Source organism: Micromonospora parva, assembly GCF_040649675.1.
Taxonomy (GTDB): domain Bacteria; phylum Actinomycetota; class Actinomycetes; order Mycobacteriales; family Micromonosporaceae; genus Micromonospora; species Micromonospora parva.
In genome coordinates this window covers 343,566-359,832 of the sequence record NZ_JBEZFX010000005.1, presented here as the reverse complement: position 1 = coordinate 359,832, position 16,267 = coordinate 343,566, and the positions used below count along the sequence as shown (strand labels likewise).

Sequence of the window (16,267 nt, the reverse complement as noted above, 5' to 3'; positions counted from 1 at the left end):
ATCGGCCCGCACCCGGCCGGAGGGGGCGAGATTTGGTGGTCACCGACACCACCTGCGGGTACGACGACGGCGGGGCCACGGTTGCCCGTGACCCCGCCGTCGGTGCAGCTACTTTGCGGCCGGCTTCAGGCAGAGCACCCGGTTGCTGCCGTCACCCGGCAGCACCACGTGGGGCTGCGTCGTGTCGGTGCACTTCTCCTTGGCGTCCACCTTCGAGACGATCGTGAACGCACCCGCCTCGCCACAGTCCGCCGCCGAGGCGCCGCCCTCGCCGGACTGCTTCACGCAGGTGCCGACCGCCGGGTCGAAGGCCGGCGCGTCGTCCCCGCCGACCTTGCCGAGCAGCAGCAGCAGACCGAGCGGCACCGCCAGGATGAGCACCGCGGCGATCAGCACCGCGGCCAGCACCCGGCCGTTGCGCACCTTCGGCGCCGGTGCTTCCACCTTCGGCTCGTCGGCGTCCGGCTTGAACGCGTCGAACCGGCCCTGGTCCGTCGGGCTGGCCTCCTGGCCCCAGGACGGCGCGGACTGCGCCGGCGGCGGGAACGACGGCGGGAAGCCGCTGCCCGACACCGGTTCGGCCGCCGGCGCGCCGAAGCCGGGCCCGCCGGAACCGGGGCCACCGAAGGTCGGCGCACCGAAGGTCGACGTCCCGTTCACGGTGCCGGCGGACGGCGAGCCGGGGCCGCCGAACTGGTCCGCCGGCTGGTCGGCACCGGCGTGCGGCCGAACGCCGTTCACCGGCCTGTTGTTACCCGGGGCGTCGACGAAGGACGGCACACCGGGCGGGAACGCCGGCGGCGCCGACGGGGCCTCGTTGAACGGGTTCGGTGCGGGCTGCCGGTCGTCGAAGCGCGGCTCGGCCGGGGAGTCGCCACCCCAGCCGGACCCCGCCTGCCGTTGCGCGTCGTGCTGCCAGTCGGGCGCGATCTGCCGCTGGCCCTCGTTCTGCCAGTCGGGCGTGGCCTGCTGCGGCGCGTCGTTCTGCCACTCCGGGGCACCCTGACGGTCGCCGCCCGGGTTGCCCTGGAACGCCTCCGGCTCGGGCTCGGCCTCCGGCTCCGGTCGAGCCGGGCGACCGTACACCCGGGGTTGCGGTGCGGCGGTGCCGGTCGGTCGGATCGCCTGGTCGGTCGGGGGCATCACCCGGCTGGCCAGCGGCACCGAAGCGCTCGCCGTGGCCCGGGCCGCCGCGCCGGCTGCCGACTCGGCGTCCGACACCGGTACCGCCGCACGGCCCGCTCCGGACTCCGGTGAGGTACGCGGGGCGGGCACCACCGCGGCGCTCGCGGCGGAGTCCTCGGGGCGGCCACCGTACTGCGCGGCGGCGTCCGGGGTCTCCCGCTCGGCGTAGGCGGGCTGCTCGGGGATCGGCGCGAACTGGGCCTGGGGCGCGTAGTCGGCCGGTGGGGCGGCAGCCAGGCTGGCGCCCGGCACGCGCTGCTCCTGCGGAGGCAGCGGCACCGCGTTCGCCGGTGAGATGCCCGGTGCGGGACCGGGCTGGTAGGCCGGTGCCTCGTCGGCCCGGTCCGCCTCCCAGCCGCCACGGGCCTGGGCGGAAGCCTCGGCCTCCGCGCGGCCCCACACCTCACCGGGCGCCCACGGTTCGACCTCCGCCACAGCGCCGGAGTTGCCCTGCGCGGCGTTGTCCGGGCTGGCGGCCCAGTTGGGTGCGCCGCCGCTGGTGGGCACGCTGGCGCTGGCCCGGGCGGGCAGGTTGCTCGGCTCCGGCGGGGTCCACGCTGCCTGCTCCGGCCGCTCGGTCGGCTGCTCGGGCTGGGACAGCACCCAGTCGGGCTGTTGCGGGCGGCTCTCGGCACCGCCCCAGGCGGCCGGCTGCCCGGGGGTCGGCTGCGCGGGCTGGTCCTGCCGCGCGTCGTTGCCGTCGTTCCACGCTGCGGGCTGCGCCTGCTGCTGCGCGGCCCACCCGCCGGAGTTGGCCGGGTCGTCCTGGGCGGGCCAGGTCGTCGTCGGGGCCGGGACCTGGGCGGCGCCACGGGCCGCGTTCGGCTGGGCGGCCTGACCCCAGCCGGGGGCGGGCTGCTCGGTTGCTTCGGCGGGCTGGCCCCAGGCCGGTGGCGACTGCTCGGCCGGCGTCCACACCGGCTGGTCGTCCCGGGCGCCGCCAGCGGGCCAGCCGCCGTTGCCGGTGGCCTGTTCCTGCTGAGCGCCGCCGGGCCAGGCGGCGGACTGCGGTGCGTCGGACTGGGTGGACTCGGCCCCGCGCCAGTCGGCGGCGGGCGGGTTGGTCTGCTGCGCCGCGCCACCCCAGCCGGCGGCCGGGTCCTCCTGGGCGGGCCAGGCGGCGGTGGCCGGCGGAACCTGTGCGGCGCCCCGCGCGGCCGGCTGGACCTGCACCCAGTCCGGTTGCTCGGCGGGGGCGCTCGGGGTCCAGGTCGGCGCGGGCGAGCTCTGCTCGGCGGGCGTCCAACCCTGCTGCTGCGCCGCCCAGGGGTCGGGCTGCGCCGGAGCCGGGGCACCGTCGTTGCCGGGCCACGCACCGGGCTGCTGCTGCGGCGGTTCGCTCCCGCCACCGCCAGCGGCCCAGGCGGGCTGTGCCGGGTCGTTGGACTGTGGAGCAGCGGCGGCACCCCAGGCGGGGGCCGGTGGCTGCTCGGGCTGGGTCGCCCATGCCGGCGCCGACGGGTTGGGCCGTGTCGGGGGCGGGGGTGCCCAGCCCAGGTCGGGGCCGGCGGCGTTCTGGCCGTTGTCCGGCTGCGCCGGGCGGTCGCCGTACGGCGCCGGTCCGCCGGCGCCCGGTGACACCTCGTCCGGCTCTTGGCCGGAACGGTGCGGGCCCTCGGACGTCATGGGTGCGCCTCCTCCATCACATGTCGGCTCGCCGGTGCCGATCGGTCTCCTCGGCGTGGCTGCCGGCGTCACCGGCGTACCGCTGTGCCGGCTCCCCGCACGGTATCGGGTGGTGGCACGACACGTCCAAGGAGCACTGGCCGTCACTCACCGTGGCCGGTTGGTGTCGAGCAGCTTCTGTCGGCTCGGCCTCTGCCGGGTCGGCGGGCGGCGACCGAAGCCCACCGTACCGGGCGCTGCGGCAGGGCGGAATCCCGGTGGTGGGTGGCGGCTGAACGCCGATGGCCCACCCGGTGGGCCGGGTGGGCCATCGATCTGGAGGAGGTGAGGAATGTCGTGGAGCGTCAGCTCATGTGACGCTGGGCGATGACGAGGATCTCCTCGCGGACCGCCGGCGAGTTCGCCGAGCGCAGCGCGTGCTCGATGGCACGGGCGCGGCGGGTGGCGTCGCGGTGGTTGCGGATTCGCTCGATCATGCTCATTGGTGGGTCCCCCTAGCTATTCGGTTGTCAGCCCCTGATGCATCTATTCAACAGCAGAAGCCGGTAAAATTCCATCGATTATTAGGTGAGCTGAGACACCTGCCTAACAATCAAAGGTCAACGGGGCTCCTGGCCGACGGTTCCGTCGCCCAACGGACACGGCCGGTGTGCCGGGCGTTAACCCGTGGCACACCGGCCGTGGCTGGTGACGCGAACGATCAGGTCCAGGCGAGCAGCGCCGCCTCCGGATCAGTGAGGAAGTCGCCGACGTCCCGCAGGAACTTCGAACCCAGCTCACCGTCGATGATCCGGTGATCGAAGCTCAACCCCAACGTGGTGACCTGGCGAACCTTGACCTTGCCCTTGTGCACCCAGGGCATCTCCCGCACCGCGCCGAACGCCAGGATCGCGGACTCACCCGGCGGCAGGATCGGTGTGCCGGTGTCCACCCCGAACACGCCGACGTTGGTGATGGTCAGGGTGCCGCCGGACATGGCCGCCGGCGAGGTACGGCCGGACTTCGCCGTCTGCACCAGATCGGTCAGCGCGTCCGCCAACTCCCGCAGCGAGAGTCGGCCGGCGTCCTTGACGTTCGGCACGATCAGACCGCGCTCGGTGGCTGCCGCGATGCCGAGGTTGACGTACTCCTTGACCACGATCTCGTCGCCCGCCCAGGTCGAGTTGACCATCGGGTGCCGTTGCACAGCGAGCAGCACCGCCTTCGCCACCAGCAGCAGCGGCGAGACCCGTACGTCGCGCCACTCCCGCCGGCCGCGCAGCCGGTCCAGCGCCTTCATCGCCCGGGTCACGTCGACGGTCAGGAACTCCGTCACGTGCGGGGCGGTGAACGCCGAGCGGGACATGTTCTCGGCGGTCAGTTTGCGAACCCCCTTGACCGGGATGCGCTGCTCCCGGTCGGCGCCGAAGCTGGGCGCGGTGGTCGCCGCGATCGGCTCGGCAACGACGGTGGTCGCACCGTTCGCCGCCCGCTGCACGTCCTCCCGGGTGATCGAGCCGAGCGGCCCGGACCCGGTCAACGTGCCGAGGTCGACCCCGAGGTCCTTGGCGAGCTTGCGCACCGGCGGCTTGGCGAGCACGCCACCACCGGTCAGCGCGGCCTGCCCGTTGCGGGCCGGAGCCACCACCGGTGGTGCAGTCGGCGCAGCCGGTGCGGGAGCGGCCACGGCCTGCGCGGGAACCGCGCCCTTGCGGGGGCGGCGCTTCGCGGCGGTGGTACGCGGGCCGTAGCCGACCAGCACCGCCGTGCGACCACCAGGGGCCGCACCGCCGATCAGACCGGGCTCGACCATGCCCTCGGCCGGTGCCACCTCCACCGCCGCCAGCGAAGCCGCCGACGGGGTGGGCAGGTCACCGCTGGGCGTGGCAGTGGTCGACGGCGTCTCCAGCGGGCCGGCCCCCGGGTCGGTGTCGATCGCGATGATCGGCGTACCGACCTCGACAGTGCTGCCCTCCGGGTGGTGGATCGCCTGCACCTGCCCGGCCCACTTCGCCGGGATCTCCACCGCCGCCTTCGCGGTCTCCACCTCGACGATCGGCTGGTTCAGCTCGATGGTGTCGCCGACCTTGACCAACCAGGCCAGGATCTCGCCCTCGGTCAACCCCTCGCCCAGGTCGGGCAGGTTGAACGTCTTGATCCGGGACATGCCGCTCACCAGCCGAAGGTGCGGTCGACGGCGTCGAGCACCCGGTCGAGGTCGGGCAGGTACTCCTCCTCCACCCGGGCGGCCGGGTAGGGGGTGTCGAAGCCGGTCACCCGCAGCACCGGCGACTCCAGGGAGTAGAAGCACTCCTCGGTGATCCGCGCGGCCAACTCGGCGCCGAGGCCGATGTTGGACGGCGCCTCGTGCACCACTACCGCACGGCCGGTGCGCTTCACCGACTCGTACGCCGCCCGTAGGTCCAGCGGCGAGAGTGAGCGCAGGTCGATGACCTCCAGCTCACGGCCGTCCTCGGCGGCGGCGGTCGCCGCGTCCAGGCAGGTCCGCACCATCGGGCCGTAGGCCAGCACGGTGGCGTCGGTGCCGGGCCGCACCACCCGGGCGGAGTGCAGGGGGTACGCGTCGGACAGCGGCGCGTCCAGGTCGACCTGGCCCTTCTCCCAGTAGCGCCGCTTGGGCTCCAGGAAGACGATCGGGTCGTCCGAGGCGATGGCCTGCTGGATCATCACGTACGCGTCCTGCGGGTTGGCGCAGGTCACCACCTTCAGGCCGGCGGTGTGCGCGAAGTACGCCTCCGGCGACTCGGAGTGGTGCTCGACCGCGCCGATGCCGCCACCGAACGGGATCCGGATGACCATCGGGATGTTGAGCTTGCCGCCCGAGCGGTAGTGCATCTTCGCCACCTGCGACACGATCTGGTCGTACGCGGGGTAGACGAAGCCGTCGAACTGGATCTCGCAGACCGGCCGGTAGCCGCGGATGGCCAGACCGACGGCGGTGCCGATGATGCCGGACTCGGCCAACGGGGTGTCGATGACCCGCTGGTCACCGAAGTCCTTCTGGAGCCCGTCGGTGATCCGGAAGACGCCGCCGAGCTTGCCGACGTCCTCGCCCATGATGATGACCTTGCTGTCGTTCTCCAGGGCGCGGCGCAGACCCGTGTTGAGGGCCTTGCCGATGGTGAGCGTCTCCGTGGCCATCAGTGGGCGCTCCCCTCGAACGACTCCATGTAGCGGCTGAACTGCGCGCGCTGCTCGTCGAGCAGCGGAGACCCGTTGGGGTAGACGTGATCGAACATCGTCACCGGCTCCGGGTTCGGCATCTCGAGCACCCGCTCGCGCAGGTGCACCGACTCGCGGCGGGCCTGCTCGTCGACCTCGGCGAAGAAGCCGGCGTCGGCGATCTGCTGCTTCTCCAGGAAGGCCTTGACCCGGGCGATCGGGTCCTTGGCCTGCCACGCCTCGACCTCGCTGGCGATCCGGTAGCGGGTCGGGTCGTCGGAGGTGGTGTGCGCGCCCATCCGGTAGGTGTACGCCTCGATGAGGCTCGGCCCCTGCCCGAGCCGCGCGTTGTCCAGCGCGGTGCGGGTGACCGCGTACGAGGCCAGCACGTCGTTGCCGTCCACCCGTACGCCGGGGAAGCCGAAGCCGGCGGCCCGCTGGTAGAGCGGGACCCGGGTCTGCCGCTCCAGCGGCTCGGAGATCGCGTACTGGTTGTTCTGGCAGAAGAAGACCAGCGGCGCGTTGAACACGCTGGCCCAGACGAACGCCTCGTTCACGTCGCCCTGGCTGGTGGCGCCGTCGCCGAAGTAGGCGATCGCAGCCTCGCCGTCGTCGGTGCCGGTCTTGCCGTCGATGGTGATGCCCATCGCGTAGCCGGTGGCGTGCAGGGTCTGCGCGCCGATGACGATCGTGTACATGTTGAACTTGAACTCGTTCGGGTCCCAGCCGCCCTGGTCGACGCCGCGGAACAGGCCGAGCGGCATGATCGGGTCGATGCCCCGGCAGTAGAGGACGCCGTGCTCCCGGTAGGTCGGGAAGGCCATGTCCTGGGCACGCAGCGCCCGCCCGGAGCCGACCTGGGCGGCCTCCTGGCCGAGCAGGCTGGCCCAGAGGCCCAGCTCGCCCTGGCGCTGGAGAGCGGTCGCCTCGGCGTCCAGCTTCCGGACCAGCACCAGGTCACGGTAGAGCCCGCGGTACTCCTCGTCGGTGAAGTCGACGCGGTACTCGGTGCCGTCCGGCCCGGTGGCGCTGTCGATCCGCTCGCCGTCGGGGGTGAGTAGCTGCACCAGCGCGGGGTCGCCGGCCGTGCCCTTCCTGGAGCGGGGTGCGGCCCGCCTGCTGCGGGTGGTGCCCCCGGGGTCGCCCTTTGCCATCGGTCTCTCCCTGTCGTGTCTGCGTCGGCACCGGGGGGTCACCCGGCCACGCAACTCGTGCGCCTGCCCGGCTGCTGCCGGACCGGTTCCTGGCGGCCGCGCCTAGCCCCGGTGGGGGTTGCCGCACGGCGTGAACCGGGTTCTGGCCGAACCCGGATCGGGGAGCGCCGGCGCCGGGCCGCGCCTGCCGCGAGGGTGCGCGGAGGTCACGGCTGCGTTGCCGTCGTGCTCCATATTCGCAGAGCAGGTGAGCGCGCCCACAGTACGCCTGCCCCCGCATTCCGACCGACCCTGCTTTGACGCCGTTTGTCGCCATCATGACGGCCCGCGTCTCCCAGGCGTTGCGGCATGAATCGTCACCGTTCGGCCAGCACCGCGTGTCGACACGCGGTGGAGGTTGGCTGACGGAGGGTGACTGCGCGAGGCTGATTCCCGCAGGATCGCGCCGATCGGGTGAATTGTCGGGTTTGACCCGACGGTTTCCGTCCACGCCCGCCAAGGACCCGACGACCCGACGACCCGACGACCCGACGACCCGACGACCCGACGACCCGACGACAAGGAGTGTGCGGTGTACGAGCCAGGTGACGGTCCCGGCGCACCAGCACTTGGTCGGCACCGGTCGGCCGGCGGCTATCGCGGGGTGGTCGGCGTTCACCGTGCCCCCAGCGCCGGTGGCCCCACCCGCGGTTACCTGCTCACCGTCGCGCTGCTGGCCGGCACCGCGTCGATGCCCATCCTCGCCGCGATCAGCGCGGGCTCGGCCACCCCGGGCAGCACCGCCCTGCCGGACAGCAGCACCCCGTTCATCCCGACCCCTTCCGTCGGGCCGGTGGTGATCCCGCTGCCGATGGCCAGCCAACCGCCGCCTCCGCCGCTCGGCACGCCCAGCGTCGGCCCGACCAGCGGCTGGCTGACCGCCGCCCCACGACCTCCAGCGCACGGACCCGCCGCCGCCGATCCCGGGCCGGCCCTGCGCACCAGCGCTCCGCCCGTCGCGCCGAAACCCACGCGAGGCACCTCGCCGCCCGTACCCCCGCCCGTCGCTCCGCCGCCCCACGACCCCGACCCGACCGACCCGCCGGACCCGGACCCCACCGACTCCACCGATCCGCCGGACCCGGACCCGACCGAGCCCACCACCGACCCAACCGATCCCACCGATCCGCCCGACCCGGACCCCACCGACCCTGGCCCGACCGGCTCGGCCGACCCCGATCCGACCCCGACACTGACGGTGGACCCGACGCCGGACCCGACACCCACGCCGACCGACGACGCGACCGCGACCGCCGTGCCGACCAGCACCCGGTCCGTGCCGGCCCCCACCCCCACGCCACCCGCGGTACCGACCCGCCGGCCGGGCCCGGCGAACCCGTCGCCGTCGGCCGTCGCCCCGACCCCCCACGTCAGTCCGGCTCCGCTGCCCGGACCGACACACCCCCTGGCTTCGCCGACGGTACGGTGACGATCAGGCTCGGCCCGTCCGGCGTCGGTGCTGATCGGCAACAGGCGCGTACCGGAGGGGGTGGCGTGGGCGGCGGTGCGGAACTCCGCCCGGTCACCACCCGACCCGGCCCAGGGCTGTGGATCGCCCGGCTGGTCACCGAGGTGACCGCACCGGCGGTGCTCGTGTCGCTGCTGATGCTCACGGTGAGCTGGCACAGCGCGAACCGCCCCGGTCAGGGTCTCGTCTGGGGGCTGCTCGCCACGCTCTTCGTCACCGGCATTCCGTTCGCCTACATCGTCGGCGGGGTACGCCGTGGCCGGCTCACCGACCACCACGTCGGCCGCCGGGAGCAGCGCCGCGCGCCGCTGCTCGTCGGCCTCGGCTCGGTCGCCGCAGGGCTCGCCCTGCTCGCCGTGCTCGGCGCGCCCCGCCCGGTGCTGGCGCTGGCGGTGGCCGGGCTGGTCGGCCTCGTCGTCGCCGTGTCGGTCAGCCACTGGTGGAAGATGTCGATCCACTCGGCGGTGGCCGCCGGCACGCTGGTCATCCTGATGTTGACCTTCGGGACGCAGCTGGTCGCGGCCGCACCGCTGCTGGCGGTGGTCGGCTGGTCCCGGGTACGGCTGCGCGACCACACGGTGCCGCAGGTGCTGGCCGGTGGTGTGCTCGGCGCGCTGATCGCCGCTGTGGTCTTCGGCCCGTTGCGCTGACCCGCCACCCAGCGACCGAGGCGGGTCGCGCGCCGCTCAGTGACCGGGGAGGGGTCGCGGGCCGCCGCGAGGGCGGGCGGCGCGGAGCCACCCACCCCCGGGACACGGTCAGGCGCCGTCGTCGGCGAGCCGGTGCCGGTTCGCCTCGATCCAGGCGTCCAACGCGGCCGGATCGTCCGGGTCCACCCCGTCGGCCATCAGCTGCGCCACCGCCGCGGTGGCCGGGCTGCGCCGCTCACCTGTCGAGTAGAGCCGGGCGAACTCCGGCACCATCTCCTCGATCGCCTCGTCGGTGCGCGTCACCGCCGCCTCGGGCAGCCCGCGCTGGCGCGACGCGTACCGCGCCCAGGCCCGCAGCACCCGGGGCAGCATCGCCGCGTCGTCCATGTCCAGCACGGCCCGGCGGTGCACCCAGTCGAGCAGGAAGAGCCCGGACACCGCCGGGCTCCAGCGCATCGGATCGGCGTCCGGGAAGCTCGCCGAGTGGTCCAGCAGCAGGCTCAGGCAGAAGTGCAGGGAGGCCAACTCGGGGCCGTCGACGGCGTCCAGCCCGAACCGGACGGCTTCCGGCGCGGCGAGGAACCGCCGGACCAGGTCCGTGCGCTCGGCAGCGGAGAGCGGCTCGACCTCCGCCGGGCCGGTCGGACCGGCCGCGGTGGGCAGCATCGCCAGCCGGGCACCGACCAACGCCCGGTCGGTGGCGAGCGAGCCCTCACCGGGCAACTCGCCCAGGTCGTCGGTGACCGCCAGATGACGCGCCACCTCGCCCCGGAGCCGGGCCGGATCTTCGGTACGGAACCAGGTCAACTCGTCGTCGGCGCACATCTGCCGGACCTGGTCCAGGATCCGTTCGGCCGGCCCGCCCACGAAGATGTCCTTGGTGATGCCGATGTTGTGGTCCACCAGGGCCACCAGCGCGTGCTCCGAGCCGCCGGACTCGTCGTCGTAGGCGAAGGTCGCCAGGTAGGAGGTCTGATCGCCGTACACGTCGCCGTACGCCCAGCTGCCGGTGAGGTGCACCCGGCCCAGTTGCGCTGTCCAGTTGGGCGCCTGGCTGCCCGGACGGACCCGCTCGGTGCCCTCGGCGGTGGGGACGAGCGTGGCGAACACCTGCCGGATGGTGGTCGCCGCCGCGACCCGGCGGCGGCTGGTGGCGGCGAGGAAGCCGGTGACGAACTCCCGTACGGCGGCGTCGCGGTCGGTCTCCGCGATCGCGTAGACACTGCCGAGCAGGGCGCTGCCCAGCATCTCGGCGTCGAGGGCGGACTCCAGCTTGGTCACGTCGCGTGCGGCGTGCAGCACCGCGTCGTAGGGGGTCTGAGGCGTGGCCATGCTCCGACCCTACGCCGCTGTGGGCGTACGGAGAGCGGTAGCGGGCCGTGCGGAGCGTCAGCCGCGTGCGGCGTCCCGCAGCGCGTCGCGGGCCTGCGCGTACGAGCCGAGCACGATCCGTACCGGGGTCAGCACGTACTCGTCGCCCACCTGGGCCACCCGCGCCGTCAGCCGCTGTTCGGCGCGGGCCCGGGCGCGTCGGGCGGCCCACCGCACCACCGGTCGGGTCAGCACCGCCACCAGCAGCCCGGCCAGCAGGCCACCGAGCAGCAGCGCTGTCGGCAGCGGCACCGCGCCGACCATCGGGTTGTCCAGCGCGGGCAGGCCGAGAACCCGCAGCGCGTAGCCGAGCACCAACCAGCCCAACCCGACCACGGCGGCGAGGGTGACCAACCACTGCACACCGCCGACGGCACGCCACCACACCGGTCGACGGTCGAGGCCGAGGTCGGTGCCGGCGATCGTGCGGTCCAGGGCGTCCGGCAGGTCGCCGAGGCGGGACCGGGCGGCGGACGTCACCGCGCCGGGCCAGGCGGCGGGCAGGTCGGCGGCGGCCCGGTCGGCCACCGCGCGGATGGCGAGGCCGAGCGCCGAGCGTTGGGCGGCCGTCGGGTCCGGTACCGAGGTGGCCGCGACCAGGCTTTCCGCCGGGTCGCTCTGGTCGCCGGGCGGGCCCGGCAGGTGCAGTCGGCGCAGCGGGTCGGGTCGCAGCCGCCGCCAGCCCCGGACCACGGGCCAGCCGGTGGCCGCGCCGGCCCGGTGCCGGTACGCCCGCTCCACGGCCTCGGTCACCGCGGGCACCCCGGCCGCCCCGGCCAACGCCCGGTTCAGCCCGTTGACGGCGGTGTCGTCCGGCCCACCCGCCGGCCGGGCCGAACCGACAAGTTGGTCCAGGCCGGCGACGACCGTGTCCACGTCACCGGCGAGGCGGCGCAACGCGGCCTGCCGTTCGGCCACCGTGCGCTCCATGGTGGCGCGCAGCCCGACCATCCCGGCCGGATCGACGGCGGTGGTGGCCAGCAGGGGAACCCCGGTCAGCCCGTCCGTGTCGAGCAGCCGGCGCAGGTCGTCCAGGACCCGCGGCACCTCGGCCGGGGACAGCCGGTCGGCCTGGTTCAGCACGACCACCGTGACGTCGCGGTGCCGGTGGAACTCGCGCAGGTAGCTGTCGTGGATGACCCGGTCGGCGTACTTCTGCGGGTCGACCACCCAGACCACCTGGTCGACGAGGCCGAGGAGCCGGTCCACCTCAAGTCGGTGCGATCGCTGCACCGAGTCGAAGTCGGGCAGGTCGAGCAGGATCAGCCCGTGCAGGGCCGTCTCGTCGTCGGCGTCCAGAGCGCTCTCCCGGACGAAGCGGTGCCGGGGCAGTACGCCGATCCAGTCGAGCAGATGGTTGGCGCCCTCCAACGGCCCCCACACGCAGGCGTGGGTGACGCCGGTGGTCGGCCGGCGGACCCCGACCGGCGAGAGTTCCAGCCGCGCCAACGCGTTGAAGAGGCTGGACTTGCCGCTGCCAGTGGCACCGGCGAGGGCGACAACGGTGTGGTCCCGGGACAGCGCGAGCCGGGTGCCGGCCCGCTCGACCAGTGTGTGCGCGGGCACCAGGTCGCCGTCCGGCAGCAGACCGTCCACGGCGGTCAGGAACCGGCGTACCGCGTCCAGTCGGGCGATCAGCGCGTCGGCGTCGACCCGCTGGTCCCCGCGGAACACCTCGCGTACCCGGCCGGCGATGTTGCTCACCGGGAACCCTCCTCGTCGCCGGCCGACAGGCCACTGCGGTGCCGGGCCAGCTCGACCCGGCCGGCGGCCCGGCGCAGCCCGTCGCCGGCGTCCGCGGCCGGGCGGGCCTCGGCGGTGCGGCTCAGGAAGCGGTCGGCCTCCGCGTCCAGCAGCGTCCGCACCCGGGCCAGCAGGTCGGTGCGGGCCTTGGCGGCGAGGGTACGCACCGCCTGGTCGCCGAAGATCGCCTGGAGGACGGCCTGCGCGGCGACAGTGGTGCCGGCCCCGGTGGCCAACTCCAGCCCGGTCGGGATGAACGCGGTGGAGGCGAAGACGGCGATCATCACGGCCAGCCCGGTGGCGTTCACCGCGTACGCGGCGGTGCGGGCCACGAACCGCTTGTCACCGCCCTCGACCCGGACCAGCTCCAGCACCCCGCGCTGCCAGTCCCGGACCATCCGTTCGGCACGTTCGGGCAGGTCGTCGCTCGGGTGGGCGAGCGCCGGGTCGAGCAGCCCGGCGCCGGCCGGGTGTGCCTTCCACCCGGTGTACGCGGACTCGGCGGCCTCGGAGGCCACCCCGCGCAGCAGCGTCACCAGCTGGGACTCGATGGCGTTGCGCAGCTCGACGGCGGGTGCCGGGCGACCGGTGACGGCGGCCACGACCCGGTCCCGGAGGCGGCCGATCCGTGCCTCCAGCGTGCGGAACAGCTCGCCGGTCCCGACGAACTCCTGCCAGCGGGCGAGCACCTCGCCGCGCAGCAGCCGGCCGTCCTGAAGCCCCTGCTCGACGGTGCGCTCGGCACCCCGGTACGCGGCCCGGACCCGTTCGTCCAGCCCATCGGCGGCGGCGAGCTGCTCGTCGGCGGCGTCGGCCAGGTCCTCCACTGTGGGATGCAGCGCGGCCAGCGCCCCGTCGAGGGTCTGGCGGACCACCGCGGCCCGCGCGTCAGCGTCGGCGGCCAGCCGGGCGAACCAGTCGGCCAGCGGCGCTGTCACCCCCTCGGGCAGCAGCCCCTGACCGTCAACCCAGGTCTCCGGCAACACGAACAGCGGCGCCCGGTCGAGGTCCTGCTCGGCGAGCATCTCGGTCAGGTGTGCGGCGATCTCGTCGGTGGCCTCAGCGGGCACCCGGTCCAGCACCATGGCGATCACCGCGCCGCGCGCCCGGGCGCTGCGCAGCAGCTCCCACGGCACCGCGTCGGCGTACCGGGCGGCGGTGGTGACGAAGAGCCACAGGTCGGCGGCGGCCAGCAGTTGGGTGGCGAGCGCCCGGTTGGCGTCGACGACCGAGTCGATGTCGGGCGCGTCGAGGAAGGCCAGCCCGGCGGGCAGGGCCGGGGCGGTGACGAGGTGCAGGGCGCGCGGATCGTCGCTCGGCTCGGTGGTGCGGGTCAGCCCGGGCAGGAGGTCACCCTGCCGGAACCACGCCGCGTCGGACGGGTTGCAGACCAGCACCGGGGAGCGGGTGGTCGGCCGGAGCACGCCGGCCGCGCTGACCCGGGCCTTGACCAGGCTGTTGACCAGCGTCGACTTGCCCGCGCCGGTGGAGCCGCCGACCACCACGAGAAGGGGGGCGTCCAACCGGGCGAGCCGGGGCAGCAGGTAGTCGTCGAGCTGGTCGGTGAGGGCGGTCGCGGTGTGCCGGGCGGAGCTGGCAGAGGGCAGCGCGAGGGGATACCGGGTCGCGCCGATCGCCTCCCGGAGGCCCGACAGTGCGCCGGGGAGGCTGTCGTCCCCGGTGGTGGCGGGCGGCTCCTCCGCGGCGTCCGGCGGGTCGGTGCGGGCTGCGACGGCGGGCGCACCGGAACGGGTGGCGGGATCGCCGTGCGTCGTCACCGCTAAAGCGTGCCCGACCGATGCAAGGGAAGACAACCGGACGGTAATAACGGCTGGGTTGCGTCGGGTTGACTCAAGTCGACTTGACGATTGGCCAACGCGTGGCACTATTGAGTCAAGTTCACTCAACTTGTGGTGGGGCCCGCTGCGGGCGGTGCTCGCCAGCAGCCCACGGGCGACGCCCGTCACCTGCACAACCTTACGAAGCGAGGAAGCGAACATGGCACGTGCGGTCGGTATCGACCTCGGCACGACGAACTCCTGCGTCAGCGTTCTCGAGGGCGGTGAACCCACCGTCATCGCCAACGCTGAGGGGTCGCGGACGACTCCGTCGATCGTCGCGTTCGCCCGCAACGGCGAGGTGCTCGTCGGTGAGGTCGCCAAGCGCCAGGCGGTGACCAACCCGGACCGGACGATCCGGTCGGTCAAGCGCGAGGTCGGCACGAACTGGTCCGTCGACATCGACGGCAAGAAGTACACCCCGCAGGAGATCTCCGCCCGGACGCTGATGAAGCTCAAGCGGGACGCCGAGGCGTACCTGGGTGAGCAGATCACCGACGCGGTGATCACCGTTCCGGCCTACTTCAACGACAGCCAGCGGCAGGCCACCAAGGAGGCCGGTGAGATCGCCGGCTTCAACGTGCTGCGGATCGTCAACGAGCCGACCGCGGCCGCCCTGGCGTACGGGCTGGACAAGGGCTCCAAGGAGCAGACCGTCCTGGTCTTCGACCTCGGCGGCGGCACCTTCGACGTGTCGCTGCTGGAGCTGGCCGAGGGCGTCATCGAGGTCAAGTCGACCAGCGGTGACAACCACCTCGGCGGTGACGACTGGGACCAGCGGATCATCGACCACCTGGTCAAGACGTTCCGTGGTGAGCACGGCATCGACCTCGGCCAGGACAAGATGGCCCTCCAGCGGCTCCGTGAGGCCGCCGAGAAGGCCAAGATCGAGCTGTCCGCCGCCACCACCACCAACATCAACCTGCCGTACATCACCGCTGGCGCGGCCGGCCCGCTGCACCTGGACGTGACGCTCAGCCGCGCCGAGTTCCAGCGGATGACGCAGGACCTGCTGGACCGTTGCAAGGGCCCGTTCGAGCAGGCCGTGAAGGACGCCGGGATCAAGATCTCCGACGTCGAGCACGTCATCCTGGTCGGCGGTTCGACCCGGATGCCCGCCGTGACCGACCTGGTCAAGCAGCTCACCGGCCGCGACCCCAACAAGGGCGTCAACCCGGACGAGGTCGTCGCCGTCGGCGCCGCCCTCCAGGCCGGTGTGCTCAAGGGTGAGGTCAAGGACGTCCTGCTGCTCGACGTGACCCCGCTGAGCCTGGGCATCGAGACCAAGGGCGGCATCTTCACCAAGCTGATCGAGCGCAACACCACCATCCCGACCAAGCGCTCCGAGGTCTTCACCACGGCTGACGACAACCAGCCGTCGGTGCTGATCCAGGTGTTCCAGGGCGAGCGGGAGATCGCGGCCTACAACAAGAAGCTCGGCACCTTCGAGCTGACCGGCCTCCCGCCGGCGCCGCGCGGCGTGCCGCAGATCGAGGTCGCCTTCGACATCGACGCCAACGGCATCGTCAACGTGCACGCCAAGGACCTGGGCACCGGCAAGGAACAGAAGATGACGATCACCGGCGGCTCGTCGCTGCCGAAGGACGACATCGAGCGGATGCGCCGGGACGCCGAGGAGCACGCGGAGGAGGACAAGCGCCGCCGCGACGACGCCGAGACCCGCAACGTGGCCGAGGCACTGCAGTGGCAGACCGAGAAGTTCCTCGCCGAGAGCGGCGACAAGCTGCCCAGCGAGAACCGCGAGCAGCTCAACGAGGCGCTCGGCGAGCTGCGCGGCGCCCTCGGCGGGCAGGATGTCGAGAAGATCAAGTCCGCGCACGAGAAGCTGGCGCAGGTCTCCCAGCAGGCCGGCTCGCTGCTCTACTCGCAGCAGGCCGAGCAGGGTCAGCAGCCGGGTGGCGAGCCCGGCCCGGGTGCGACCGGCGCGACCGGCGCACAGGCCGGCGGCGCCGACGACGTGGTCGACGCGGAAATCGTGGACGAGGACGGCAAGAAGTGACCGTCGGCCTC

The 16,267-nt window shown here is 73.6% G+C and carries 11 protein-coding genes; 3 read left to right on the top strand and 8 right to left on the bottom strand.

Annotated features, from left to right (window positions below; genetic code table 11):
- Positions 1-108: 108 nt before the first annotated feature.
- The 5 genes from AB0C03_RS15455 to pdhA all read right to left on the bottom strand — a co-directional run bounded on the left by AB0C03_RS15455 (position 109) and on the right by pdhA (position 7,127).
- Positions 109-2,811 (bottom strand): LppU/SCO3897 family protein, encoded by a 2,703-nt coding sequence (locus AB0C03_RS15455; RefSeq protein WP_357637247.1) that lies wholly within the window; start codon positions 2,809-2,811, stop codon positions 109-111.
- A gap of 344 nt (positions 2,812-3,155) precedes the next feature.
- Positions 3,156-3,293 (bottom strand): hypothetical protein, encoded by a 138-nt coding sequence (locus tag AB0C03_RS15450; protein WP_165435866.1) that lies wholly within the window; start codon positions 3,291-3,293, stop codon positions 3,156-3,158.
- Positions 3,294-3,511: 218 nt separating this feature from the next.
- Positions 3,512-4,957 carry a dihydrolipoamide acetyltransferase family protein gene (locus AB0C03_RS15445; protein WP_030332068.1) on the bottom strand — a complete coding sequence of 482 codons (1,446 nt, stop codon included), beginning with the start codon at positions 4,955-4,957 and terminating at the stop codon, positions 3,512-3,514.
- Between the two features lie 5 nt (positions 4,958-4,962).
- A complete protein-coding gene (locus AB0C03_RS15440; RefSeq protein WP_030332070.1) occupies positions 4,963-5,952 on the bottom strand; it encodes an alpha-ketoacid dehydrogenase subunit beta in 990 nt (329 codons plus the stop codon).
- On the bottom strand, positions 5,952-7,127 hold the full coding sequence (gene pdhA, locus AB0C03_RS15435) for a pyruvate dehydrogenase (acetyl-transferring) E1 component subunit alpha (RefSeq protein ID WP_030332072.1): 1,176 nt from the start codon (positions 7,125-7,127) through the stop codon (positions 5,952-5,954). The genes AB0C03_RS15440 and pdhA overlap by 1 nt, the downstream gene beginning before the upstream one ends.
- Positions 7,128-7,698: 571 nt before the next feature.
- On the opposite strand from pdhA, the gene AB0C03_RS15430 reads away from it, so the two are divergent.
- Both AB0C03_RS15430 and AB0C03_RS15425 read left to right on the top strand, forming a co-directional pair.
- Positions 7,699-8,595, top strand: a complete 897-nt coding sequence (locus AB0C03_RS15430; RefSeq protein WP_357637243.1) for a hypothetical protein — start codon at positions 7,699-7,701, stop codon at positions 8,593-8,595.
- A gap of 65 nt (positions 8,596-8,660) precedes the next feature.
- Entirely contained in the window at positions 8,661-9,284 is a 624-nt protein-coding gene (locus AB0C03_RS15425; protein WP_357637240.1) for a phosphatase PAP2 family protein, read from the top strand.
- Between the two features lie 108 nt (positions 9,285-9,392).
- On the opposite strand, the gene AB0C03_RS15420 is transcribed toward AB0C03_RS15425, so the two are convergent.
- Genes AB0C03_RS15420 through AB0C03_RS15410 form a run of 3 tightly spaced genes read right to left on the bottom strand, consistent with a single transcriptional unit; the run spans position 9,393 to position 14,176 of the window.
- Positions 9,393-10,616 (bottom strand): hypothetical protein, encoded by a 1,224-nt coding sequence (locus AB0C03_RS15420; protein ID WP_210866378.1) that lies wholly within the window; start codon positions 10,614-10,616, stop codon positions 9,393-9,395.
- Positions 10,617-10,673: 57 nt separating this feature from the next.
- A complete protein-coding gene (locus tag AB0C03_RS15415; RefSeq protein WP_030332078.1) occupies positions 10,674-12,359 on the bottom strand; it encodes a GTPase in 1,686 nt (561 codons plus the stop codon).
- A complete protein-coding gene (locus AB0C03_RS15410; protein ID WP_030332080.1) occupies positions 12,356-14,176 on the bottom strand; it encodes a GTPase domain-containing protein in 1,821 nt (606 codons plus the stop codon). The genes AB0C03_RS15415 and AB0C03_RS15410 overlap by 4 nt, the downstream gene beginning before the upstream one ends.
- 220 nt (positions 14,177-14,396) lie before the next feature.
- Between AB0C03_RS15410 and dnaK the strand changes: the two genes are divergently transcribed.
- Positions 14,397-16,256 carry a molecular chaperone DnaK gene (gene dnaK, locus AB0C03_RS15405; protein WP_030332082.1) on the top strand — a complete coding sequence of 620 codons (1,860 nt, stop codon included), beginning with the start codon at positions 14,397-14,399 and terminating at the stop codon, positions 16,254-16,256.
- Positions 16,257-16,267 lie beyond the last annotated feature (11 nt).

What these genes read in the sequence shown, in the direction of transcription:
- AB0C03_RS15455 (WP_357637247.1), bottom strand. Translation starts at nt 2,811, where the DNA reads ATGACGTCCGAGGGCCCGCACCGTTCCGGCCAAGAGCCGGACGAGGTG.
- AB0C03_RS15450 (WP_165435866.1), bottom strand. Translation starts at nt 3,293, where the DNA reads ATGAGCATGATCGAGCGAATCCGCAACCACCGCGACGCCACCCGCCGC.
- AB0C03_RS15445 (WP_030332068.1), bottom strand. Translation starts at nt 4,957, where the DNA reads ATGTCCCGGATCAAGACGTTCAACCTGCCCGACCTGGGCGAGGGGTTG.
- AB0C03_RS15440 (WP_030332070.1), bottom strand. Translation starts at nt 5,952, where the DNA reads ATGGCCACGGAGACGCTCACCATCGGCAAGGCCCTCAACACGGGTCTG.
- pdhA (WP_030332072.1), bottom strand. Translation starts at nt 7,127, where the DNA reads ATGGCAAAGGGCGACCCCGGGGGCACCACCCGCAGCAGGCGGGCCGCA.
- AB0C03_RS15420 (WP_210866378.1), bottom strand. Translation starts at nt 10,616, where the DNA reads ATGGCCACGCCTCAGACCCCCTACGACGCGGTGCTGCACGCCGCACGC.
- dnaK (WP_030332082.1), top strand. Translation starts at nt 14,397, where the DNA reads ATGGCACGTGCGGTCGGTATCGACCTCGGCACGACGAACTCCTGCGTC.